Below are 20,464 nucleotides of genomic sequence, written 5' to 3'. Positions count from 1 at the left end.
CGAAGCACACTCCGCATTCGCGCCACGGAATGGGCATCGACCACCCAAAACGAGATCCGTCAGCGTCAATCGCCGCGCGGCACGCTGAAACATTGGAAAGCCAGCTTCTCAGCCAACTTTCGTGCATAGTTCAGGCTAGACGACGCGGTGGAGGATGCGGGACACGATGCTGCCCATCGCGTCGCTCTCGCCGTCCTGAAGGGGCTCGATTGCGGGAAGGTGCGAGACCAGGCGGTCGAGGCGAGCGGCAACGCCCGCATCGAGATCGATGAAGGCGAGACCTAGCGATGCCCCGGCATCGTCGTTGACGACGCGAGCCTTGACCACGAACGGGTCGTCGCCAGCTTTGCCGTAAAGGGCGAGTTCGAGGGTGTCATCGACCTTGAGGTTCGGGTGCGGCTCGATCCGCATTCCACCCATGGAGAGATCCCTGCCGATCAGGACGCTTTCGGCCTCGTCACCGTGGACCGAAATCTCCTGCTCGTAGACGACCCGATCATGCTTGCGGCGTTCGTCGGGCGTAGCCGGACCGGCGAGCGGTTGCTGGAGCTCGCTAGCGGCGACATCCGTCTGCTCGATTCCGGACTCTTCGACCGCTTCTGCCTGGGGAAGCGGCTCGGGCAGGACGGCCGGACCATGAGCGCGATCGTTCAAGACCTGGAAGATCCGTCGTTTCGCATTCATCGAGAGCTTCTCGAAGTGGATGGCCGCGGCATAACGAACTCCGCCGCTCTGGGTTCCGGCATCGGAGACCCGAAGTACCTTGCCGCGCAGAGTGAGACTGCGGCCATCGGTTACACCACTCGGGAGTTGTAGGGTGAGACGCGAACCCGTCTGCGGCGAATCGTCGAGCAGCAAACGACAGCCTCGCAGCGAGAGATCCGCCATCCAAGCTCGCTTGCTGCGGAGACCCGTCCGATAGCGAACGGGGTGCCCTATCGGCAGCCGCGAGTCTCCGCGCTTCTCCCGGCCGGAGAAGAGCGCGCGTAGGAGTACGAGCCGCAATGCGTAGGGATGCACCGGACGCCGGATCAGTAGCTGGAAGCCGTTGCGGCGGAGCAGGTTCCGCAGGGTATTCGAATCCTCGGTCACCACGGCGATCTTGGTGGGATGGATTTCGACGGGCCAGCTCTCGACAAGAAGTGCACGGCGCGAGGTGGCGATGAAGAGATCTCGGGGCGGCTCGACCGTCTCGGGAATCTGCCCGCCGCGAAGGTGCACGAACGCTGCGCCCATCTGTGCGAGCATTGCTCGGACGTCGTCGAGCTCTCCATCGTCGACCAGCAGAACAGAAGGTGATGCCATGCTTGCTCTTCAAGGCGGCCGCATCGAAACGATGGATCCGCGTTCAGGTTAGGATTCGGCATCACCGCCTTCCGCCTGTAGTTTTCCCGGGGGGTTTGGGCGACGAAGTCGGCTGGCGCCCCAAAGGGCGAGGCCCGAGCTACCGACGAGGCCGAGGATGGCCAGCTCCGAGGGGCTTCCGGGGCTCCATCCACCCATTGAGCCCGTCACGCTCAGCAGGTTGTTGAGGCCATGGCAGAGCATCGCGGGTCCCACGCTGCCGGAGATGAAGGCCAGGGTGCCCAGGAACAGGCCCAGCACGAAGGCGGCGCTGCTGTGAACCGGGTCGGCGTGGGCCAGGCCGAAGAATGCAGCCGCCCCCGTGATGCCCAGGACTGCGCCGAGCCGTTCGGTCAGGATTCGCTGAATGAAACCGCGGAAGAGCAGCTCTTCGGTCAGGGCTGGCAGCAGCCCGAGGATCGCGAACGCGCCCAGGGCGTTCCCGCCGGTCTGCTGGCCGGCCATCTCGTCGAGGCGGCGAAGGGGTCCGACATCCCGGAGCTCGAGGAGGCGCAGCACGGCATCGGCCGAGATCGAGAGCGCCAGAAAACCCAGGACCGCCAAGCCGATCCCCGCCCAGCGAAGTCGGTTCGGCACGAGTCCCAGACGCTCGCGAAGGGAGCCGCCCGCCATCAGGCCACCGAGCACAGCCGCACCGAGCCATAGGGTCTGGCTCAACAGAGCCGTCTGGAGTCGCTCGTCCATCTCGCGAGGCTAGCCCCTCGGGCGTTGTCGTTCGCATCGGGACCCAAGCGCTCCACCGGATGCCCGGCTTCGGCTACCCTGTCGGTGTGATCTCCTCCCTCGCGCCGGGCTTCCTCGTCGCCCTCGATCCGCTGCTCGATCCGAACTTCCGCCGCACCGTGGTGTTGATGATTCATCACGATGAGGAACAGGGTGCGTTCGGCCTCGTGATCAACCGCGGCACTGACTTTTCGGCCACCGACCTCTGCGAAAGCCTCGAGATCAACTGGCGCGGCGAGAATGATGCGACAGTCGATTGGGGCGGACCGGTCCAACAGGATCAAGGATGGATCGTATTTCGCGAATCACTCGACGACGTTCCCGAAGCCGAAGAGGTCGCGCCGCGGCTGCATTGGAGCGGCTCCCGGGATGCGCTGCGCCGGGTGGCTGAGAACCCGGAAACCGTCGCGCGGGTCTTTCTCGGTTCTTCCGGGTGGGGCCCGGGGCAGCTCGAGGGGGAGATCGCCAACGGGGCCTGGCTGGTCGTTCCCATGGCCGATGGCCTCGTCTTCGAAACACCCAAGAAGGATCTGTGGACGGCGACGATTCGCACCCTCGGTATCGAGCCCGCCACCCTGGTCACCACCCAAGGCATCAACTGAGCCTTCCTCCTCTAGCATTCCGCGCCGCTTTGCTTCTCGTGGCGGATCGCGGGGCGGGGGGCGGCCATCGCGGAATGGCTCGGCCGGGACGTCGGAGGCCGCTTTCGACTTGGACGCGGGTTCGCTTACGCGGCTTCGCCGCTAGCGAACGTGCGCACGCTCACGGGATGAGATGCCTGCGCTTTATTTCCGCGCTGGCCGCCCCCCGCCCCGCGATCTGACCGGGAGGTGTGGGCGGCACGGCGTGCTTGCATCGGCTTTTGGGTGGAGGTGTTAGGGAGTTTCGTTCTTAGGTGAAGCCACGAGTTGGCTCCACCGTTTCAACAAGAATCCGGACTCGTCTTCCGCCCCGAACATCCCGGGTTCGGTGGCCTTCCCCATGAGAACCGCTTCGCCCGGCCTGTGCCCAGCCCCGGCGACTCCCGCTTCTGCACGAGAAGCGAAGCGGCTACCCCGACGCCTAGCCGACGACCCGATTTCGGCCCGCGTCCTTGGCTTCGAAGAGCCGCGTGTCGGCGGTTCGGACGATGTCTTCGACTGTTCGCATCGTGCAGTCCCACTCTGCTAGCCCGATGGAGATGGTGATGCTGACCGGATGGCCGTCGACTTCCGGATTCAATTCCTCGATCGATTCGCATAGTCGTTCGGCCAGAAGTCGGGCGCCATCGGCTTTCGATTCTGGGAGCACCATGGCGAATTCCTCTCCGCCATAGCGAGCCAGGCACTCCTCGCGTCGCGCGTGACTAGCCAGGCATTGGGCGACCTGCCGCAAGACTTCGTCGCCCGCCGTGTGGCCGATCTCGTCGTTGACTCGCTTGAAATGGTCGATGTCGATCAACAGCAAGCAAAGGTTTCGCGCGTGGCGTCGGCAGCGCGAGATCTCCTTCTCGAGGAACTCGACGAAGAAGCGGCGATTGTGCACCTGGGTGAGGCTGTCGACCACGACGCGACGGTAGACCTCTTCGTGGAAGCGAGTCTCGACGCCGCCACCCGCCAGGAACTTGAAGACGCAATCGCCGACCTGGAGAAGGTCGCCGCCCTCGATCACGAAATCTTCGTTCGGAGGGACAGAGAATCCGTTCAGGCGTGTGCCGTTGGTGGAACCGAGATCGCGGACGAAGCTCCGGCCGTCGCGCACTTCGATTCTGCAGTGATAACGGGACACATTGTTGACACGGACAGGAAGGTCGCAATCCGAACCCCGTCCGATCGAGAGCGTGGGGCCGTCCAGAACGGTGCGTCGCCCCAGATCCGGGCCCCGGAGCGCGACCAGACAGCTGTTCCCAACGCTGACGCTCTCGCTCTCCTGACTGGCGAGGGTGGTCGTCTGCGTTGTCGTATCCTGCTCCGGCACGAAGGGCTGATCGGCCAATCGGGGGTGAGCCCTGAACCCGGCTCCCCCGGACGGGCCGGATGGCTCGCGAGAGGGCTATGCTGCGGCGCCATGATTGAAGATCTCTTCTCGGTGAAGAACAAGGTGGCGGTGGTGACGGGTGGAACCCGGGGGATCGGGCGAATGATTGCCCAGGGCTACGTCGAATCCGGGGCCCGGGTGATCGTGGCGTCACGGAGCGCTGATGCCTGCGCCGAGGCCGAGGCCGAACTCGGCAACCTGGGGCATTGCATCGGGATCCCCGCGAATCTCTCCGATGAGGCAGGAGCCGACGCGCTGGCCAGCGCCGTCGCGGAACGGGAATCCGAGGTGCATATCTTGGTGAACAACGCCGGGGCCAACTGGGGTGCTCCCCTCGATGAATATCCCGACTCCGGCTGGGACAAGGTCTTCGCGCTCAACTTGAAGGGCGTATTCCATACGACGGTGAAGTTCCTCCCCTTGCTTCGCAAGGCGGCTTCATCCGACGATCCGTCACGGGTGATCAACATCGGCTCGATCGACGGACTCAAGCCGCCTGATCTCGAGACCTACGCCTACTCGTCTTGCAAGGCGGGTCTCCACCACTTGACGCGTGTGTTGGCCAAGCGCCTGGCCCGCGAGAACCTGACCGTGAACGCGGTCGCTCCCGGCCCCTTCGAGAGCAAGATGATGGCAGCCACTCTCGATCAGTTCGGCGATCACATTCGCGCTTCGAACCCGCGTGGCCGGATCGGCGTACCGGCAGACATGGCCGGCGTCACACTCTTCCTGGCTTCGAGGGCGGGGGCCTATGTCACAGGAACGGTGATTCCCGTCGACGGCGGGGTCTCGACGACGAGCTAGGGCTTTTCCTCAGCCTGCGCCGGAAAGCCGTCGAAGCTGGGAGCGTTGAATCTCGAGGCTGATGTCATTCAGTCGCTCCTGGAAATCCCTGGTCTCACCGCTGCCGATCGAGACGAGCCCGTAGCGGAATTTTCCTCCGGGCCGCTCGCGAACCGACTGGATCGCGGCACAGCCGGTGCAGCTCTTGCCTTCGAAGGCCATGCTGACGTCCAGAGTCGTTCCGATATCGTGCTGGCCTCGTGCCACCGCAGCAAAGCCTGTCGAGCTGATGTCGACGACCTTGCAGCCCTGCTCGTCGCTGATCTTGGCGGTGACATCGGAGGTGACGGTCGAGACGCGGTAGTGCTGCCGGCTCTCCGCAGAAATCGGATCGCCCAGGGGCACGAAGGTCACGACCGTGCCTTCGCCGTTCTGCTCGACGCTGTGGATCGTGGCCGGCTGCTGCATGAACTCGCGCTTGACCTCGAAATAGATCAGCACGTCCTGTTCGGGCGCGAGTTCCGGTGATCCCTCGCTGAAGGTTGCCATCCAGCGATCGTCTTCTTCCGCCGCTTCGGCCACGGCGTGAAAGAGAACGCGTTCATTCGGAACCTTCGGATCCCGAAAATGGATATCCGTCCCTGCCTTGATCATTCCAATGACCCCCTCCGGAGTTCAACTCCGACGTTCCATGGTTCGGAGGGCGCGTGTCTTGATCTGAGGCCTTAGATGCGAGAAAGGCATTCGGGAGGCCCCCTGCGCTTTCTTTCCAGGGTTTCTCCCGGAGGAAACCTCGGGGCTCTCCCGGACCGGCGACTCAGACCAATTCCAGGAACTCCACCATGATGAGACGTAGGGCAATCAGGGTGAGTACACTGCGGTAGAGAATCCCGAAATGGTGTTCGCTGACCCGGTCCAGGAGGCGACTTCCGAGCCAGGTACCCGCCACCACGCCGATGGTCGCGCCGAGCAGAAGCGGAAGGTGTTCTTCGAAAGCGAAGCCGGCCAGGCCGAACAGGAGGATCTTGCTCAGGTGCCCGAGCACCTGGCAGCCGGCCTTGGTGCCGACCAGTTCTCTGCGGTCGAGGTCCAGGTTCAGGAAGAACGGAGCGATCATCGGCCCGGTCGCACCGATCGTCACGTTGAGGAAGCCGGCTGCGGCTCCGAGTCCGAGAAAGCGGCGGTTCCGATCGATGTTTTCCGGATGCGTGCCGAGCAGCAGGGCGCCCGGCGCCCAGGTGGCCATCAACACGAACACACCGATGGCAGCACGTACGACAGCCTCGGGTAACTCCTGGGCAACCGCGATCCCCACTGCGCCCATTGGCAAGAGCAAGAGCCCGAAGCGTTGCAGGATCCCGCGATCGACATGCTGTCGCTGGATCCATGCGCGGGATCCATTCGAGGCCAGCTGGATGACACCGTGGAGGGGGATCGCGAGCAAGGGCGGGAGGAAGAGGAGCATGATCGCGAGCAAGGTGATGCCCCCGGCCATCCCGACGATCGCAGAGAGCACGGCAGTGACGAAGGCCACCACCCACAGCAGGATGAGCTCCTCGCCTGTCATGTCAGGCCGAGAGCCTCTGGCCGGGACGCGATCCCACGTAGCGCTGCCGCGGGCGCAGGATGCGCCCACCGCTGCGTTGCTCCGCGGCATGGGCAAGCCATCCCGCAACCCGGGCACTCGCAAAGGTGGGCGTGAAGAGTGAGCGCGGCAGACCGAGGCCATCCAGGAGGACCGCCGTATAGAACTCGACATTGGCGGCGAGGGTCCGCTCCGGATGGAGTTCGGCAAGCACGTCCGTTGCTGCTTTCTCTACCTGACGGGCGCGCTCGAGGTACGCGCTTCCCAACCCAGCTTGCTCGAGCTCCTGGGTGGCTTCTTCGAGAACCGCGGCCCTGGGATCGCGCACCCGGTACACCCGATGGCCAAGCCCCATGATGCGGCGCCCCGCGGCGAGTTCGTCGCGCAGCCAGGTCGCCGCAGCACCTGCTTCGTCGCCGATGGCATCCAGCATGTCGAGGACGGGGCCCGGCGCACCGCCGTGCAACGGTCCCTTCAAAGCGCCGAGTGCGGCCGTGACGATGGAAACCTTGTCGGAGTGCGTCGAAGCGACGACACGAGCGACGAAGGTCGAGGCGTTCATTCCGTGCTCCGCGACCGTGACCCAGTAGCCATTCATGGCACGCACCCGGGCCGGGTGGGGTGCTGCATCCAACATCATGCGCAGGAAATCCTCGGCGTGGGAGCACCGGGGATCCGGCGGAACCGGATGCAGGCCTTGGCGCCGGCGATACCAGGCCGCGGCGAAGACCGGCAAGGCGGCAATGATCCTCGTGTCGGTGGATCGGGAGTTCGGGCTGTCTTCTTCCAGACAGGCGGCTGCGGCACGGAGCGCATCCATGCCATCTTCGGATTCGAGGGCTGCACCCATTCGCCAGAGGCCGTCGAAGGCCCGCAGCCGCGCGGCACCGAGCGCGCATTGCCAGCGTGCCACGCCGGTTTCATCCGGCAGGGCATCGTCCAGCAGCAGCCCGAGGAGGGCCTCGAAGCTCTGCTCTCGAGCCAGGGTTTCCACATCGTGGCCGCGGACCCAGAGCCGCCCCAGCTCCCCATCGATGCCTGAGATCTCGGTCTCCGCCACCACCACGCCATCGAGTCCGTCCGAATGGGCATTGCTCATTGCATTTCCTCCATTTCCGGGTAGCGTATCCGCTAGTCATCATTTATCAATCTTGATTATAAATCAACAAAACAAGCCTTGGCTATCCGCGGAGCAAGCGGCAGAGCTGCTCGGGATCAAGCGGGCAACCCTCTATGCCTACGTAAGCCGCGGCTGGGTGGCGAGCCGTTCGGCCGGCCCTGGCCGCGAGCGGGAGTACAGGCGGGCCGATCTGGAGCAGCTTCGCAGCCGGGGGCGGGCCAGCCAGCGCGGTGACCGGGCCCTCCGCTGGGGGGAACCGGTTCTCGAGACCTCCATCACCGACATGACGCCGATGGGCCCGGTCTACCGGGGCGTTCCGGCGGCCTCATTGGTGACGGACGGTGTTTCCTTCGAGCGCTGCGCCGAGCTGCTGTGGACCGGCGTTCTTCCAGCGGCGGACGTCTCATGGGTCGATGCCCTGGGCGAGCCACCGGATTTCGCCGAACTGGCTCGCTGGCTGCCTGCCGACACGTCCCCGGCCAGCGTCGCTCTACTGCTCGTGGCTGCAGCCGGAAGCCGGGATTCGGGTAGGTTCGAGATCGCGCCCGAGGCGACGTTGCCACGCGCCCGCCGCTTGATCCGATTGCTGGCGGCGGGCCTGGCTCTCCCCCAATCGCCTTCCGGGGCGGAGGAGGCTTGGCGCGCGAACTCGGTCGCCGAGGCCGTTTCGTGCGCATTGGGCGGGACGAAGGGCGGAGGCGCATCTCTCGACGCCGGGCTGAACCTGCTCGCCGACCACGAGCTGAATGCCTCGACCTTCGCGGCTCGGGTCGTCGCGTCGACACATGCCGACGTCTACGCCTGCGTACAGGCCGGCCTCGCTGCCCTGTCCGGCCCACTTCACGGCGCGGCAACCGATCGGGTCGAGGCGGCCCTTGCCGAAGCCGGTTCGCCCGAGCGCGCGGAACGCCTGGTGCACGAACGCGCACGCCGGGGCGAGCGGATTCCGGGCTTTGGACATCCGTTCTATCCCGATGGCGACCCCCGTGCGCGCCTGCTCTTCGAAGCCGCCTGGAGTCTGGGCCCTGCGAATCAAGAGCTCCGGACACTGGATGCCCTCGTTGGAGCGATGGAGCGTGCACGCCGTCCCTCGCCCAACGTGGACGTGGGCCTGGTCGGGTTGCGAGCCGCCCTGGGCTTCCCGGCAGGGAGTGCGGCCGGTCTCTTCTGCGTCGGCCGATGCGCCGGTTGGGTGGCCCATGTGCTCGAGCAGCGGGCCAGCGGTGAGCTTCTCCGGCCCCGGGCTCGCTACAAGGAGCGCTGAGTCGGCGTGGCTTCGGTCAGCGGCCGCACGCCCACCCAATCGAGCAGACGTCGGACGGCTTCGACGTCTGGCAAACGGTGCAGGGCCTCGGTCGGAGTGTCGGCGCTCCCTACGCGAAATGTCATCGCCAGGCCCGCGAGGAAGCGGAACGCGTCTTCATCCGTCTGGTCATCACCCACGTAGATCACCCGGACCCGCTCGGACCACTCGGGGCCGTAACGCTCGCGCAGGATATGCAGGACGGCACGGCCCTTGTCCCAGCCAATCGGAGGCCTGGCTTCCACCGCGGCATGGGCATCGCGGGCCTGGTAACCGTGTTTGGTCATCAGTGCTCGCGCCTTCTGGGCATAACGTTCTCGGTCGGATTCGGGTACGTCACGGATGTGGAAGGTGAGGGTCGGCCCCTTGGCCTCCGTCCAGGCGCCTTCGTCGGCAATCGTTTCGAGAGCTTCGACCAATTCCGCAGCACGGCCCTCGTAGTGCACGAGATCCTCGTGCTGGAATCGCTCGATCTCGGGGCCTTCGATCTCGAGCCCGTGGTTGCCTGCGTAGACCAGGTTGGGCTCACCGACGATCTCTTGGATATCACCCAGCGCACGTCCGCTCACGATCGAGACGTCGGTATCGATCCTTCGCGAGCACCCCATCAAGGCTTCCCGCATTTCTCTCGAGAGCTTTGCCTTCGATGGATGAGCGACGAGCGGTGTGAGGGTTCCGTCGTAGTCGAGGAAGAGGCAGAGCGGGTAACTCTTGACGTAACCACGAAGCCATTGCTGAATTTCCCGTTCCGAAATCGGATCCAGATGCGCGGCCTTCTCGTGACCGGCGGCCAGGAAATGCCCGACCCATGCCTCGACGTTGTCACGCCGTTCGCGCCGGCGCAGCGAGGCGATTCGGGATGCGCGCTCCTCTTCGTCCATGGTGAGGGCCCGGTGAATGGCCTCTGCTGTCCCGTCGAGGTCGAAAGGATTGACGTGCAGCGCTTCGCGCATCGTTTCGGCGGCTCCGGCCATGCGCGAGAGGATCAACACGCCCGGGTCGTCGACCTGACTGGCGACGTATTCCTTCGCCACCAGATTCATGCCGTCGCGAAGCGGTGTGACCAACGCGACATCCGCGTCGCGATAGAGGCCGCAGAGGCGCTCCTGGGGGACGGAGCGGTAGAGGTACCGGATGGGAGACCAGGTCGAAGTGGCAAACCGGCCGTTCACCTGACCCACCAGCTCGTCGATCTCCGATTTCAGCTCGCGGTACTCCGCCACCTGCGAGCGGCTGGGAACGGCGAGCTGCAACAGGACCACGTTTCCCTTGTGTCGAGGATGCAGTTCCAGGAGTCGCTCGAATGCCCGTATGCGCTCGGGAATTCCCTTCGTGTAGTCGAGGCGGTCGACGCCCAACACGACGCGTTCCCGCTGGCTCTCCCGGCGCGCCTTCATCGCCTGTTCCTGGAAGAGTTCGAATTCGATGCCGATCGGAAATACGCCGACCCGGGCGACGCGATCGCCGTCTTTGATGATCATGGCCTCCCGGTCGACCCGGGCACCGAGGATCTGCTCCGCGCAATCCATGAAGTTGTGCGCGTAGTTCTCGATATGGAAGCCGATCAAATCACATGCGATCAAGCCCCGAAGGAGCTCCTTGTCCCAGGGGCAGAGACGGAAGATGTCGAAGGGCGGAAATGGGATATGGAGGAAGAAGGCCAGCCGGGCTTCTGCATGGGCCCGGCGCATGAATTCCGGTGTGAGCATCAGGTGGTAGTCGTGGATCCACACCAGTTCGGCATCGCGTGCGTGGCGCGATGCGACTTCTGCGAAACGCTCGTTCACGTCCGCGTAGACGTTCCAGTCCTTTCGAACGAATTGGGTGTGGCCGGGAAGAGAATGGAAGAGCGGCCACAAGGTCCGGTTCGAAAAACCGTGGTAGTAGCGGGCGATATCCGCTTCGCCGAGTGCGACCGGGGCAATGCGATAGGAGTCGCCTCGGGTGGAGATCCGCTCGCCCTTCTTGAGTTCGACCCCAGGCCAGCCAATCCAGGTGCCGCCCCGGCGGCGGAGGGCCGGCTCGAGAGCAGATACGAGGCCTCCGGGTGAAGGCTGTCGCTTGAGCCCGCCGGCTGCTCTCGTGTAGGTGAACGGCAGCCGGTTGCTCATCACCAAGATGGGAGCGTCGCCATCGCGCCCCATCGGTTCTTCCGTCCTGCTACCGCTCTTGCGCCGTGCCGCCACGCACGGGAAGTTAGCGGCTCCTGTCGTCGGCGGCGGGCCGGTCGAGGCTTGAAATGAAGGTGGAGATGTTCGAATGACCCCGGAGCTGCTGGGCCTGGGCCTGATCTGGTACTTCGTGCTGCTCCTTTCGCTCACCGTGCACGAGGCAGCGCACGGCTGGGCGGCTTTGCGTCTGGGGGACGAGACGGCCTATCTGGCGGGCCAGGTCTCTCTCGACCCGCTCCCCCATATTCGACGCGAACCCTTCGGCATGGTTCTGGTGCCGATTCTGTTCTTCGGGCTCTCGGTGGCGAGGGGTGGTGCACCCTGGATGATCGGTTGGGCCAGCACGCCCTACGATCCCAGCTGGGCCTTTGCGCATCCCCGACGTGCCGGCTGGATGGCATTGGCGGGGCCTGCGTCGAATCTGTTCCTGGCTCTCCTGGCCGCCGTCATCATCCGGATCGGGGTCGGCCAAGGTGTGCTTGCGCCGGGCTTGCTCGCGTTCGAGAGCGTCGCCGTGGCTACGGTTCCCGGCGTGTGGGACACATTGGCGACACTTCTTTCCCTGCTCTTCTCCCTCAATCTGCTGCTCTTCGTGTTCAACCTCCTGCCGGTCCCGCCCCTCGACGGGTCGGGGATGCTCAATCTTCTCGTCCGGGAGAATCAGGCCCAGCGGATCATGGAGTGGATGGCCCAGCCAGGATGGGCCTTCGGGGGGCTGCTGGTGGCGTGGCTGCTGATCCGCAGGATCTTCTATCCCATCTTCATCGAGGCCTGTCAGCTGCTCTACGTCGGCCTCTGAGGCGGCGCTGCTAAGCTGCCCGGATGCCGAAGGAGAGCTGGAGTCGCATCGTCTGGTTCGCGTGCGTGCTCCTTGGCGTGCCAGCGGCCGCAGCCGAAACACCGGATGGGGACTTGCGGTGTCCGGAAGGCTCGACGCTCGAGCGCAATCAGGAGCGCCGATCTGCCTGGTGCGCGCGCCCGGACGAGACGCAACACGGCCCGAGCTTTTCCTGGTATGAGGATGGTCAGCCCCGGGCCCGGGCGGGATTCTCCGAGGGAGAACTCGACGGCGAGTACCAGGAATGGCACGCGAACGGGAAGCTGAAGGAGAAGGGCCGCTACGAAAGCGGCAAGCGACAAGGCCTGTATACGGTGTGGTTCCGCGACGGCACGAAGGCCTCGGAAGAAACCTATCAGGCGGGCCGACTCCAAGGGCTCCAGACCCTATGGCATAAGAATGGCCAGATGTTCGCCCGGTCGGTCTTCCAGGATGGTGAACGTCACGGCAAGGCGGAGACCTGGTTCGAGGACGGCACCCTTCAGACCCGCGGCCAGTTCGATCATGGCGAGTACCATGGCAGTTGGACTGGCTGGTGGGAGAACGGCAAGAAGAAGAAGGTCGCCGAGTTCGACCATGGCAAGGAACTCAGCCGGGAATTCTATCCCGAGTAGACAATCAACGGAGCGAGCAGGCAATCGCCGGAACGAGTAGGCCAACGCTGGCCCACGCCTGCCAGCTCGTTTCAAAGCTCGAGTTCCATCCCGTCTTCCGCGATCTTGATGCCGGCGGCTTCGACCTGCGCTCGTTCGGGCGACTGGGCGTCCAGGATCGGATTCGTGTTGTTGATGTGCGTGTAGAAAGTGCGCCCGCCCAGGCCCTTGTAGCGGGTGAGGCTGCCATCCGGGCCGCTGATCGGAACGTGACCCATCGCGATGGCGTCCGCGGCACCGGGGCGCATGGTCAGAAGTTCGTCGGCGGTGAAGAACGTGCCGTCGACGAAGCGCAGATCCGCCTGGGCCAACTCGGCCATCGTACCGGAATCGAGATTCTGGAGGCCGGGTGCGCAGACGAGTCTCCTGCCGGCCCCCTTGTCGATCACTCGGAGGCCCAACGTGGTCTCGGCCGAGTTGTTGTGTGTCTCCTTCAGGTAGGTCGGGATCTTCCCAGGCACCGGAAAGAACTTGGCTTCCAACACGCCTTCCCTGTCCAGAGGAAAGGGCTGATCGAGCTTCATCGAATGAAACGCGGGCTCGAGCAGATGGAAGGTGACGTTGTTCTCGACCAGCGCACTACGGATCCACGGCGTGGTGAGCGCCCGGTAGGGCAGGGCTTCTCGCAGCACCAGGAGCCCGAGGCCGTCGGCCAGGTTGGCGCTCGTCAAGAGGACGTTGTCCAGGGGGATGTCCCGGGTGCCGGGGCGCGGATGCAAGCCGGGGAAATCAGCAAGCTGCGTACGAATATCTGGGCTGGCATTCACGATCGTCCAGCGGCCGTCGCCACTCGAAATGGCGATCGAAGATTGGGTGCGGCGGGGAACGTGCGGGTCGTCGGCTCGTGCCCGGACGGAGTGGTCGCCACCGCAGTTCCACTGAGGAAGGCCCCCTCCCGCGGCCGATCCCAGCACACGGACTTTCATGCAGGCTTCGCCCGGCGTACCCAGATCTGCACGGGCTCACCGCCGAGGCTCGCCCCGTGCAGGAAGCCCTCGGCATCCTTCCCGGCATCCAGTTCGAGATCGACGGCCAACGTGCTTTCGGCCACGTAGTCCTTGAAGTCGGAAACCGCGTCGCGGTAGACGGAAGGCAAGGCAAGCGCGAGATGAATCCGGTCCGAGACGTCGAACGCTGCCTCGCGTCGAGCTTGCTGCACGATTCGTATGAGATCCCGGGCGTGCCCTTCGTTCACCAATGCGTCTGTGAGGTCGAAATCGAGAACGGCGATCATGTCGTTCGTGGAAAGGGCCTGGCAGGCGACGTCTTCTTTCGGTTGGAGCAACAGCGTGAATTCCCCGGGTTCGAGCCGATGACCTGCCACCGTCACCGTGCCCGCTTCGTCGCTGCTCCACTCGCCGCGCTTCGACGCTGCAATGACCTGCTTGGTGTCGCCGCCTAGCCGCGGTCCCACCGCCCGTGCGTTCACCTGGAGACGGAAGGTGGCGAATGCATCGATTTCTGGACGCAAATGGACCTCCTTCACGTTGACCTCGTCCGCAATCAGGTCCGTGAAGGGCTCGAGCATGGCCACATCCGGCCCGGCGATCGTCAGGCTCTGGAGCGGCTGGCGGATACGTACCTGTTCGCCACGCCGCATCGCAAAGGCGCTGGAGCAGACATCGCGCACGCGATCCATGGCCGCCACCAGCTCGGGATCGGCCGGCAAGGCATCCGCATCGGGCCAATCCGAAAGGTGGATGCTGTCGCCACCCACCAGTCCCAGGTAGATCTCGTCGGTGACGAAAGGCAGCAGCGGGCTGACGGTCCTGCACAGCGCGCCGAGCACGGTCGCGAGGGTGTCATACGCTGCCTGCTTGTCTGCGTCTTTCTCCGCCTTCCAGAAGCGCGGCCGGCTGCGCCGCACGTACCAGTTGTTGAGCGCGTCGAGGAAACCGATGAAGGCACCACAGGCGCCCTGAATGTCGTAGGCGTCCATCCGGGCCTGCACGTCCAGGACGAAATCGCGGGTCTTGGCAAGCACATAGCGATCGAGCACGTTTTCGGCGCTCGTGATGGGTTGGCCTCGCAGGTCGTCCGCATTCGCGTACAGGCTGAAGAAATGCCAGGCACTCCAGAGCGGGTTCAAGACGTTGCGTACGACGTCGCCGATCGGCTTGCCTTCGATCTCGACTTTCAGATCACCGCCTTTCAAGAGCGGCGATGCAACCAGGTACCAACGCATGGCGTCGGAACCATGGGTCTCGTACACGACGTTCGGCTCCGGATAGTTGCGCAGGCGCTTCGAGAGCTTCGTGCCCTGGGTGTCGACCGCGACCCCGTGGCAGATGCAATTCCTGAAGGGCGGCCGGTCGAAGAGTGCCGTTCCGAGAACCATCATGGTGTTGAACCAGCCGCGAGTCTGGGCCACGTACTCGCAGATGAAATCGGCGGGGAAATGGTTCTCGAACCACTCCTTGTTCTCGAACGGGTAGTGAACCTGCGCGAAAGGCATCGAGCCCGAATCGAACCAGACATCGAGCACGTCCGATACACGACGCATCTGGGCCCGGCCCGAGGGATCATCCGGATTCGGCCGGACGAAGCCATCGATGGCCGGCCGATGGAGATCATCGGGCCGAATTCCGAAGTCTGCCGCGATTTCATCCAGGCTGCCGTAGACATCGATCCGCGGGAATGTGGGGTCGTCGCTCTTCCAGACCGGGATCGGTGAGCCCCAGAAACGGTTGCGACTGAGAGCCCAATCCGGTGCGCTGGCCAACATGTTGCCGAAGAGTCCATCGCGGATGTGTTCAGGGATCCAGCTGATCTCCTGGTTCCGTTCGAGCATGCGATCGCGGATGGCCGAGACGCGCACGAACCAGGAACTCATTGCCCGGTAGATCAGCGGCTCATCCGTACGCCAACAATGGGGATAGTTGTGGACGTAGTTCTCGCGGCGCACGAGCAGACCGCGCTCCTTCAGATCGCGGATGATCGGGGCGTTGGCATCGAAGACCAGTTGGCCCTCGTAGGCGGAAACCTCTGCCGTGAAACGACCCTGGTCGTTCACGGGCACGAGGACAGGGATGTCGTGCTCCTTGCAAGTCCGGAGATCGTCTTCGCCGAATCCGGGCGCCAGGTGGACCACGCCGGTTCCCTCTTCGACTTCGACGAAGTCGGCACCGATGATCTGGAAGGCATTCTCCGTGCCTTCGAAGAACGGAAAGAGCGGGTGGTAGCGACGCCCGACGAGTTCGCTCCCCCTCACAGATCCAACGCGTTCCGCCGAGCCGAGTTCGGCTTCGAACTTGGGGACCAGGGCCTCCGCAAGAATCGTCCGTCGCCCGTCGTGCTCGAGCACGGCGTAGTCGATCTCCGACCCCACGGCGAGAGCCAGATTCGAAGGCAACGTCCAGGGCGTCGTGGTCCAGGCCAGCAGATCTGTCGGGCAGTCGTCTCCGGCCGGGACGAGTTCGAAGCGAACGGTGATTGCCGGGTCCGTTCGCTCGCGAGTCGCGTCGTCGAGACGCGTCTCGAAATTCGAAAGTGGTGTTTCGGCCGCCCACGAGTAAGGCAGGACGTTGAAGCCTTCGTACAACAGATCCTTCTGATGGAGCTGCTTGAAGGCCCAGATGACGCTCTCCATGTAGGAGAGATCCATCGTCTTGTAGTCGTTTCCGAAATCCACCCAGCGCCCGGCCCGGTGGATGACCTCCTGCCAATGCTCGGTGTAGCGAAGCACCGAGCTGCGACAGTAGTCGTTGAAGCGGTCGACCCCGTAGGCTTCGATCTCCGCTCGGCTGGAGACGCCGAGCTCCTTCTGGGCTTCCATCTCTGCCGGGAGCCCATGACAATCCCAGCCGAAACGTCGCTCGACCCTGCGCCCGCGCAGGGTCTGGTAGCGCGGGACGATATCCTTGACATAACTCGTGACGAGATGGCCGAAGTGGGGCATGCCATTGGCGAAGGGCGGTCCGTCATAGAAGACGAACTCGTTCGCGCCCTTCTCTCCGGCAGGGCGGTTCTCGACCGAGCGCTCGAAGGTCCGGTCCTTGCGCCAACGCGCGAGTACCCGCTCTTCGATCTCCGGAAATTTCGGTTGGGCGGGAACTTCCGGGTACGGTTTCTGCGCGTTGTCCTGGCTCATGGAGGGCCGGAGGGTAGCGGTCTCCGAGCCCTCGGACCGCCTACTCCACGCGGATGCCGATGCGCTCCGAGACGACCGGCTTGTCATGAGGCACGTGCTTGAAATCGCCAACCACGAGCTGGAGGGTGTGCTCGCCGGGCGCCGGCTCGATCGTAGTCTCGGTCTGGCCGCCGCCGAAGACGAGGCCGAAGACAAGGCAGGCCCGGATGGACATCATGATAAGCTCCTTGCAGTTGAGGGAGATCGGGCTCGTCCCATCCCTGAGCCCGCCGGGAAACCCCGCATTGCTACCTTTCGGCCGAGGATTGCCCATGGGAGCCGCCGTCACCCGAGGTTCGTCGTTTGGAATGTCTGAACTCGGATTCCAGCCAGGCCAAAGCAGGTTTCGATGAGCCAGGGGCTCTCGCCGACACCGGAGACTGAAACCCTACCCATCGTCTTCTACGACGGTGCCTGCGGGCTCTGTCACCATACGGTTCGCTACTTGATCCGGGAGGATCCCGAGGGAGAGCGTTTCCGCTTTGCACCCCTTGGCGGGGAGACGTTCAGGCGGTTGCTCGACCCAGCTCTCCGGGACGATTTGCCCGATAGCGTGGTCGTGCTCGCGCCGGATGGAAAGGTGCACACACGTACAGATGCCACCCTTGCGCTCCTGACGCGCCTGGGCGGACGCCACCTCGGCCGGGCTCGGGCCCTGCGCGCGGTCCCCCGCCCTCTCCGCGATCTTGCCTACGTCACAGTGGCCGCCTTGCGTCACCGGGTCTGGGCCCGGCCCGATGATGTCTGCCCGGTCGTTTCGCCAGAACTGCGCGCGCGTTTCGATCCCTGAGCTGACGATGCCCGAGCTCCCCGAAGTCGAAGTGACGCGGCAGCGAATCGCGTCGGCGGTGATCGGCCGCCAGGTTCGCCAGGTTCAGACGACTGGAGACAGCTACTTCTTTCTCACGCCCCCTGCGAAGTTGCGTCGCCGGTTGGCAGGTCGTCGCTTCAGCAGCTTGGAACGCCGCGGGAAGTACCTGGTTGCGGAGCTCGAGCGTGGCGACCGTCTGCTCCTCCACCTCGGCATGACAGGCCAGCTGTTCACCTCTCTGGCGCAGAGTCCGAGGCTGCTCTCGGCGACCGCTCGGGCCGCGTTGGCACCCGAGCAGCAGCTCGTCTTCGAGTCGGACGAACATACGCACCTTCGGCTTCGCTTCGAGGATGAGGGCCCGGATGTACTCTTCCGCGATGTCCGGAAGTTCGGAAAGGTGCAGCTGCTGGCGCCCGGCGAGCCCTCCGAGCGGCTCGACAAGCTTGGTATCGATGCGCTCGAGACGACCGGTGAAGCGCTCTTTCGAGCCAGTCGGAAGCGACGGATTGCGATCAAGAGCCTGATTCTCGATCAATCCGTGATTGCCGGGAGTGGAAACATCTATTCCGATGAAGCGCTCTTCCTGGCTCGTGTGCGGCCGGGGCGCGCCGCTGGGCGGGTGACCCGCGCCGAGTGCGTTCGACTGGTGGACGGCATGCAGCAGGTCATGCGACGATCGATCGAGACCGGGGGGTCGAGTATCAGCGACTACGTTGCGCCCGACGGAAGCGACGGGGGCTATCAGGACGAGCGCCGGGTCTACGCCCGCAAGGGCCGGCCCTGTCTTTCCTGTCGTACCCCCATTCGCCGCAAGGTGATCGGGCAGCGCAGCTCCCACTATTGTCCCCGGTGTCAGACATGAAGGGACGACGGAAGTGACGCGATGTTGAGCCTGGCTGAGCTCGAGCGGGCGGGGCGTGTCCTCGATGCCGAATGGCGAGGCGCGCGGCTGGACAAGCTGGTGGAGCCGGGGAGCTTCGAACTGGTGCTGCATCTTTCCGGTGGCGAAGCGCATGGCCCCAAGCAGGGGCTGTTTCTCTTGCTCTCCTGGCGGCCGAAGTTCGGCCGCGTTGCGGCGCTTCCTCGGCCCCGTAAGGCCCCGGAACGGCCCCCCGCCCTGGCCCAGTACGTGAAGCCTCGGCTGGAAGGGGCGCGGCTGCGTGAAGTCGTCCTTCGCGGAGCGGATCGCCAGCTCGCGCTTCGCTTCGAAGCCCGCGACGGTGCGCGAATGGAGCTCTTGCTCTCGCTGATGGGGCTGCGCAGCAACCTCTACGTGCTCGAGCAAGGTGAGGTGATTGCTCGCACGGCTCGTCCACTCTCCGATACGCGCCGGGATCTCAAACTCGGCGAGGCGTGGCGAGACCCGGAAGGTGCGCCGGCACCGAAGAGCGAAGATCGCTTCGCGGAAGTGGAGGATTCGGAACTCCTGGCGGCCATCCAGGCGGAGTACGGGCTCCGAGAAGATCGCGAACAAGAGGACCGCCTGCGCCACCAACTGGCCCAGGCGCTGAAGAAGCAACGCGCCGCGCTGGAGAGAAAGGCGCGCTCTCTCGCCAAGGATGCCGAGGCCGAGGCCGACGCGCCGAAACTCGAACGTTGGGGAGAGCTGCTGAAGGGCAACCTCAAGCGCGTCGGCAAGAAGGCCAGCGAGGTCCAGGTGGAGGATTTCGAGACCGGTGCGACGGTCGAGATCCCCCTCGATCCGAAGCTCGACGCTACCGGCAACATGGAGCTGTTGTTCAAGCGATCCCGGAAGGCGATGAAGAAAGGCGTCCGAGCAGCTCAAGACATGGAAGCCTTGGAGGAGCGCCGCCGCGCCCTCGATGGTCTCCAGGCGGAGTTGGAAGCCGTCGGGGAAGAGGACGAAGAGGCCCTGCGCGCTTTGGCAGAACGTCCCGATGTCGCCCGCTTGCTTGATCGCTATCTGCCGAAGGCGCGCACGACCGGCCCCGCGCAAGCGAAGCCGCGCAAAGTCTGGAAGCTGGGGAAACGCGAGCTACCCACGCGTCTCGTGCCGAAGTGTTACAAGGCGACCGGGGGGCTCGAGATCTGGGTTGGCAAGAACGATTCCGGAAACGACATGTTGACGACGCGACTCGCCCGAGGACGGGATCTCTTCTTCCACCTCGAAGGTTCTCCGGGCAGCCACGTGATCCTTCGTGTCGAGAAGGGGGAGCCGCCCCAGGAGGCGCTGCTGGAGGCCGCCGAGTTGGCCGTCCAGTTCTCCAAGCAGAAGAACGCCACCCGGGCCCCTGTGCACGTGGCCGAATGCAAGGACATCTCCAAGCCCAAGGGCGCCAAGCCAGGCCTGGTCTACGTCCACCGCGGCCGCACGATCCAGCTCCGCAGGGATCCCGAGCGCTTGAAGCGGATTACCGCCGCCCGAATCGACGACTGAGGATCGCGGCGACTCCGATCAGCATGAGGCCGCTGATCGCAGGCTCGGGAACCGGCGCGGTGACAATCAGCAGAGTGGCTGAAGTCACGATCGCAGGAGAGCTCGCTTGGGGTTCCGGCGGTGGAACCGGTCCATCCCCCGCGCTTGCACCCCAAAAACCGTTGTAGGTAATCGAACCGCTGCCCTGGGACGGGGCTCCTCCGAGCTGGAGCCAGATCTGGATCGGCAGCATCGACTCCAGCGTCAGCGGAACGGTGTAGATCGCCTCGAGTTCGAACGAGAAATCGCCGCCACTGGTCTCGCGCTAACTCGAGCCCCAGGTGAAGTTGACGGGTGGCACACAGCCGGCGGTACCGCACGCCGTCGTTCCCTCTACGAGGAGCGTGTGCCGCACCAACAGCTCGCCCTCGGGAACCGCTACGTACTCGAACCTGTTGGCGATCACGAGAAACCGTAGAAATCTGATCATCTAGCCGTGGTCGCGCGCGAGTGCTGGTTTCTCGTCAGAACGGCGAATCGGTGTCGGTCGGATCGGTGTCGAGTTCGCGATCGAGAGCCGCGAGGTAGTG

General features: G+C 64.5%; 20 protein-coding genes. 8 read left to right on the top strand and 12 right to left on the bottom strand.

The genetic code is table 11. From position 1 onward, the window contains the following. Positions 1–135 precede the first annotated feature (135 nt). Both GY937_17485 and GY937_17480 read right to left on the bottom strand, forming a co-directional pair. A complete protein-coding gene (locus tag GY937_17485; GenBank protein ID MCP5058498.1) occupies positions 136–1,305 on the bottom strand; it encodes a PilZ domain-containing protein in 1,170 nt (389 codons plus the stop codon). A 48-nt stretch (positions 1,306–1,353) separates the two neighbouring features. Further along, complete coding sequence (locus GY937_17480) at positions 1,354–2,049, bottom strand: CPBP family intramembrane metalloprotease (GenBank protein ID MCP5058497.1); 696 nt, start codon at positions 2,047–2,049, stop codon at positions 1,354–1,356. 86 nt (positions 2,050–2,135) lie between these two features. Here GY937_17480 and GY937_17475 point away from each other — a divergent pair, with 86 nt between their 5' ends. After that, positions 2,136–2,690 (top strand): YqgE/AlgH family protein, encoded by a 555-nt coding sequence (locus tag GY937_17475; GenBank protein MCP5058496.1) that lies wholly within the window; start codon positions 2,136–2,138, stop codon positions 2,688–2,690. Positions 2,691–3,150: 460 nt separating this feature from the next. Here GY937_17475 and GY937_17470 read toward each other — a convergent pair whose 3' ends face one another. Next, positions 3,151–4,062: a GGDEF domain-containing protein gene (locus tag GY937_17470; GenBank protein MCP5058495.1), complete on the bottom strand. Its 912-nt coding sequence runs from the start codon at positions 4,060–4,062 to the stop codon at positions 3,151–3,153. Positions 4,063–4,137: 75 nt separating this feature from the next. Between GY937_17470 and GY937_17465 the strand changes: the two genes are divergently transcribed. After that, positions 4,138–4,908 carry an SDR family oxidoreductase gene (locus GY937_17465; protein ID MCP5058494.1) on the top strand — a complete coding sequence of 257 codons (771 nt, stop codon included), beginning with the start codon at positions 4,138–4,140 and terminating at the stop codon, positions 4,906–4,908. 9 nt (positions 4,909–4,917) lie between these two features. On the opposite strand, the gene GY937_17460 is transcribed toward GY937_17465, so the two are convergent. The 3 genes from GY937_17460 to GY937_17450 form a co-directional block, all read right to left on the bottom strand. Further along, positions 4,918–5,541 (bottom strand): hypothetical protein, encoded by a 624-nt coding sequence (locus GY937_17460; protein MCP5058493.1) that lies wholly within the window; start codon positions 5,539–5,541, stop codon positions 4,918–4,920. Between the two features lie 163 nt (positions 5,542–5,704). Further along, the gene (locus tag GY937_17455) at positions 5,705–6,454 is read right to left on the bottom strand and encodes a sulfite exporter TauE/SafE family protein (protein MCP5058492.1); all 750 of its coding nucleotides are present in this window, start codon (positions 6,452–6,454) and stop codon (positions 5,705–5,707) included. A gap of 1 nt (position 6,455) precedes the next feature. Next, on the bottom strand, positions 6,456–7,571 hold the full coding sequence (locus GY937_17450; GenBank protein ID MCP5058491.1) for a citrate synthase: 1,116 nt from the start codon (positions 7,569–7,571) through the stop codon (positions 6,456–6,458). On the opposite strand from GY937_17450, the gene GY937_17445 reads away from it, so the two are divergent. Continuing rightward, complete coding sequence (locus tag GY937_17445; GenBank protein MCP5058490.1) at positions 7,507–8,856, top strand: helix-turn-helix domain-containing protein; 1,350 nt, start codon at positions 7,507–7,509, stop codon at positions 8,854–8,856. The genes GY937_17450 and GY937_17445 overlap by 65 nt on opposite strands. Here GY937_17445 and GY937_17440 read toward each other — a convergent pair. Continuing rightward, positions 8,841–11,006 (bottom strand): bifunctional alpha,alpha-trehalose-phosphate synthase (UDP-forming)/trehalose-phosphatase, encoded by a 2,166-nt coding sequence (locus GY937_17440; GenBank protein ID MCP5058489.1) that lies wholly within the window; start codon positions 11,004–11,006, stop codon positions 8,841–8,843. The genes GY937_17445 and GY937_17440 overlap by 16 nt on opposite strands. Positions 11,007–11,154: 148 nt before the next feature. Here GY937_17440 and GY937_17435 point away from each other — a divergent pair, with 148 nt between their 5' ends. Both GY937_17435 and GY937_17430 read left to right on the top strand, forming a co-directional pair. Then, positions 11,155–11,865 (top strand): site-2 protease family protein, encoded by a 711-nt coding sequence (locus GY937_17435; protein MCP5058488.1) that lies wholly within the window; start codon positions 11,155–11,157, stop codon positions 11,863–11,865. Between the two features lie 23 nt (positions 11,866–11,888). Continuing rightward, the gene (locus GY937_17430) at positions 11,889–12,518 is read left to right on the top strand and encodes a toxin-antitoxin system YwqK family antitoxin (protein MCP5058487.1); all 630 of its coding nucleotides are present in this window, start codon (positions 11,889–11,891) and stop codon (positions 12,516–12,518) included. A 71-nt stretch (positions 12,519–12,589) separates the two neighbouring features. Here GY937_17430 and GY937_17425 read toward each other — a convergent pair whose 3' ends face one another. Genes GY937_17425 through GY937_17415 form a run of 3 tightly spaced genes read right to left on the bottom strand, consistent with a single transcriptional unit; the run spans position 12,590 to position 16,960 of the window. After that, entirely contained in the window at positions 12,590–13,483 is an 894-nt protein-coding gene (locus tag GY937_17425) for a pyrroloquinoline quinone biosynthesis protein PqqB (GenBank protein ID MCP5058486.1), read from the bottom strand. Beyond that, on the bottom strand, positions 13,480–16,647 hold the full coding sequence (locus GY937_17420; protein MCP5058485.1) for an isoleucine--tRNA ligase: 3,168 nt from the start codon (positions 16,645–16,647) through the stop codon (positions 13,480–13,482). The genes GY937_17425 and GY937_17420 overlap by 4 nt, the downstream gene beginning before the upstream one ends. A gap of 40 nt (positions 16,648–16,687) precedes the next feature. Next, positions 16,688–16,960, bottom strand: coding sequence for a DUF4399 domain-containing protein (locus GY937_17415; protein MCP5058484.1), 273 nt, complete (start codon positions 16,958–16,960; stop codon positions 16,688–16,690). Between the two features lie 75 nt (positions 16,961–17,035). Between GY937_17415 and GY937_17410 the strand changes: the two genes are divergently transcribed. Genes GY937_17410 through GY937_17400 form a run of 3 tightly spaced genes read left to right on the top strand, consistent with a single transcriptional unit; the run spans position 17,036 to position 19,895 of the window. Further along, positions 17,036–17,476: a DUF393 domain-containing protein gene (locus GY937_17410; protein MCP5058483.1), complete on the top strand. Its 441-nt coding sequence runs from the start codon at positions 17,036–17,038 to the stop codon at positions 17,474–17,476. Positions 17,477–17,483: 7 nt separating this feature from the next. Further along, a complete protein-coding gene (gene mutM / locus GY937_17405) occupies positions 17,484–18,359 on the top strand; it encodes a bifunctional DNA-formamidopyrimidine glycosylase/DNA-(apurinic or apyrimidinic site) lyase (GenBank protein ID MCP5058482.1) in 876 nt (291 codons plus the stop codon). Between the two features lie 21 nt (positions 18,360–18,380). Continuing rightward, complete coding sequence (locus GY937_17400) at positions 18,381–19,895, top strand: DUF814 domain-containing protein (protein MCP5058481.1); 1,515 nt, start codon at positions 18,381–18,383, stop codon at positions 19,893–19,895. On the opposite strand, the gene GY937_17395 is transcribed toward GY937_17400, so the two are convergent. Beyond that, positions 19,870–20,127 carry a PEP-CTERM sorting domain-containing protein gene (locus tag GY937_17395; GenBank protein MCP5058480.1) on the bottom strand — a complete coding sequence of 86 codons (258 nt, stop codon included), beginning with the start codon at positions 20,125–20,127 and terminating at the stop codon, positions 19,870–19,872. The two genes, GY937_17400 and GY937_17395, sit on opposite strands and share 26 nt — an antisense overlap. 72 nt (positions 20,128–20,199) lie before the next feature. After that, positions 20,200–20,364, bottom strand: a complete 165-nt coding sequence (locus GY937_17390; protein ID MCP5058479.1) for a hypothetical protein — start codon at positions 20,362–20,364, stop codon at positions 20,200–20,202. Between the last annotated feature and the right edge of the window lie 100 nt (positions 20,365–20,464).

The sequence above is a fragment of the bacterium genome, from assembly GCA_024228115.1.
Lineage (GTDB): Bacteria > Myxococcota_A > UBA9160 > UBA9160 > UBA6930.
The sequence above is the reverse complement of the archived record's forward strand: the minus strand, read 5'-3'. Positions and strand labels throughout refer to the sequence as shown.

Excerpts from the sequence above, each read along its gene's own strand:
- GY937_17485 (MCP5058498.1), bottom strand. The coding sequence starts at position 1,305 with ATGGCATCACCTTCTGTTCTGCTGGTCGACGATGGAGAGCTCGACGAC.
- GY937_17480 (MCP5058497.1), bottom strand. The coding sequence starts at position 2,049 with ATGGACGAGCGACTCCAGACGGCTCTGTTGAGCCAGACCCTATGGCTC.
- GY937_17460 (MCP5058493.1), bottom strand. The coding sequence starts at position 5,541 with ATGATCAAGGCAGGGACGGATATCCATTTTCGGGATCCGAAGGTTCCG.
- GY937_17455 (MCP5058492.1), bottom strand. The coding sequence starts at position 6,454 with ATGACAGGCGAGGAGCTCATCCTGCTGTGGGTGGTGGCCTTCGTCACT.
- GY937_17445 (MCP5058490.1), top strand. The coding sequence starts at position 7,507 with ATGCCTGAGATCTCGGTCTCCGCCACCACCACGCCATCGAGTCCGTCC.
- GY937_17450 (MCP5058491.1), bottom strand. The coding sequence starts at position 7,571 with ATGAGCAATGCCCATTCGGACGGACTCGATGGCGTGGTGGTGGCGGAG.
- GY937_17440 (MCP5058489.1), bottom strand. The coding sequence starts at position 11,006 with ATGAGCAACCGGCTGCCGTTCACCTACACGAGAGCAGCCGGCGGGCTC.
- GY937_17435 (MCP5058488.1), top strand. The coding sequence starts at position 11,155 with ATGACCCCGGAGCTGCTGGGCCTGGGCCTGATCTGGTACTTCGTGCTG.
- GY937_17430 (MCP5058487.1), top strand. The coding sequence starts at position 11,889 with ATGCCGAAGGAGAGCTGGAGTCGCATCGTCTGGTTCGCGTGCGTGCTC.
- GY937_17425 (MCP5058486.1), bottom strand. The coding sequence starts at position 13,483 with ATGAAAGTCCGTGTGCTGGGATCGGCCGCGGGAGGGGGCCTTCCTCAG.
- GY937_17420 (MCP5058485.1), bottom strand. The coding sequence starts at position 16,647 with ATGAGCCAGGACAACGCGCAGAAACCGTACCCGGAAGTTCCCGCCCAA.
- GY937_17415 (MCP5058484.1), bottom strand. The coding sequence starts at position 16,960 with ATGGGCAATCCTCGGCCGAAAGGTAGCAATGCGGGGTTTCCCGGCGGG.
- GY937_17410 (MCP5058483.1), top strand. The coding sequence starts at position 17,036 with ATGAGCCAGGGGCTCTCGCCGACACCGGAGACTGAAACCCTACCCATC.
- mutM (MCP5058482.1), top strand. The coding sequence starts at position 17,484 with ATGCCCGAGCTCCCCGAAGTCGAAGTGACGCGGCAGCGAATCGCGTCG.
- GY937_17400 (MCP5058481.1), top strand. The coding sequence starts at position 18,381 with ATGTTGAGCCTGGCTGAGCTCGAGCGGGCGGGGCGTGTCCTCGATGCC.
- GY937_17395 (MCP5058480.1), bottom strand. The coding sequence starts at position 20,127 with ATGCTGCCGATCCAGATCTGGCTCCAGCTCGGAGGAGCCCCGTCCCAG.
- GY937_17390 (MCP5058479.1), bottom strand. The coding sequence starts at position 20,364 with ATGATCAGATTTCTACGGTTTCTCGTGATCGCCAACAGGTTCGAGTAC.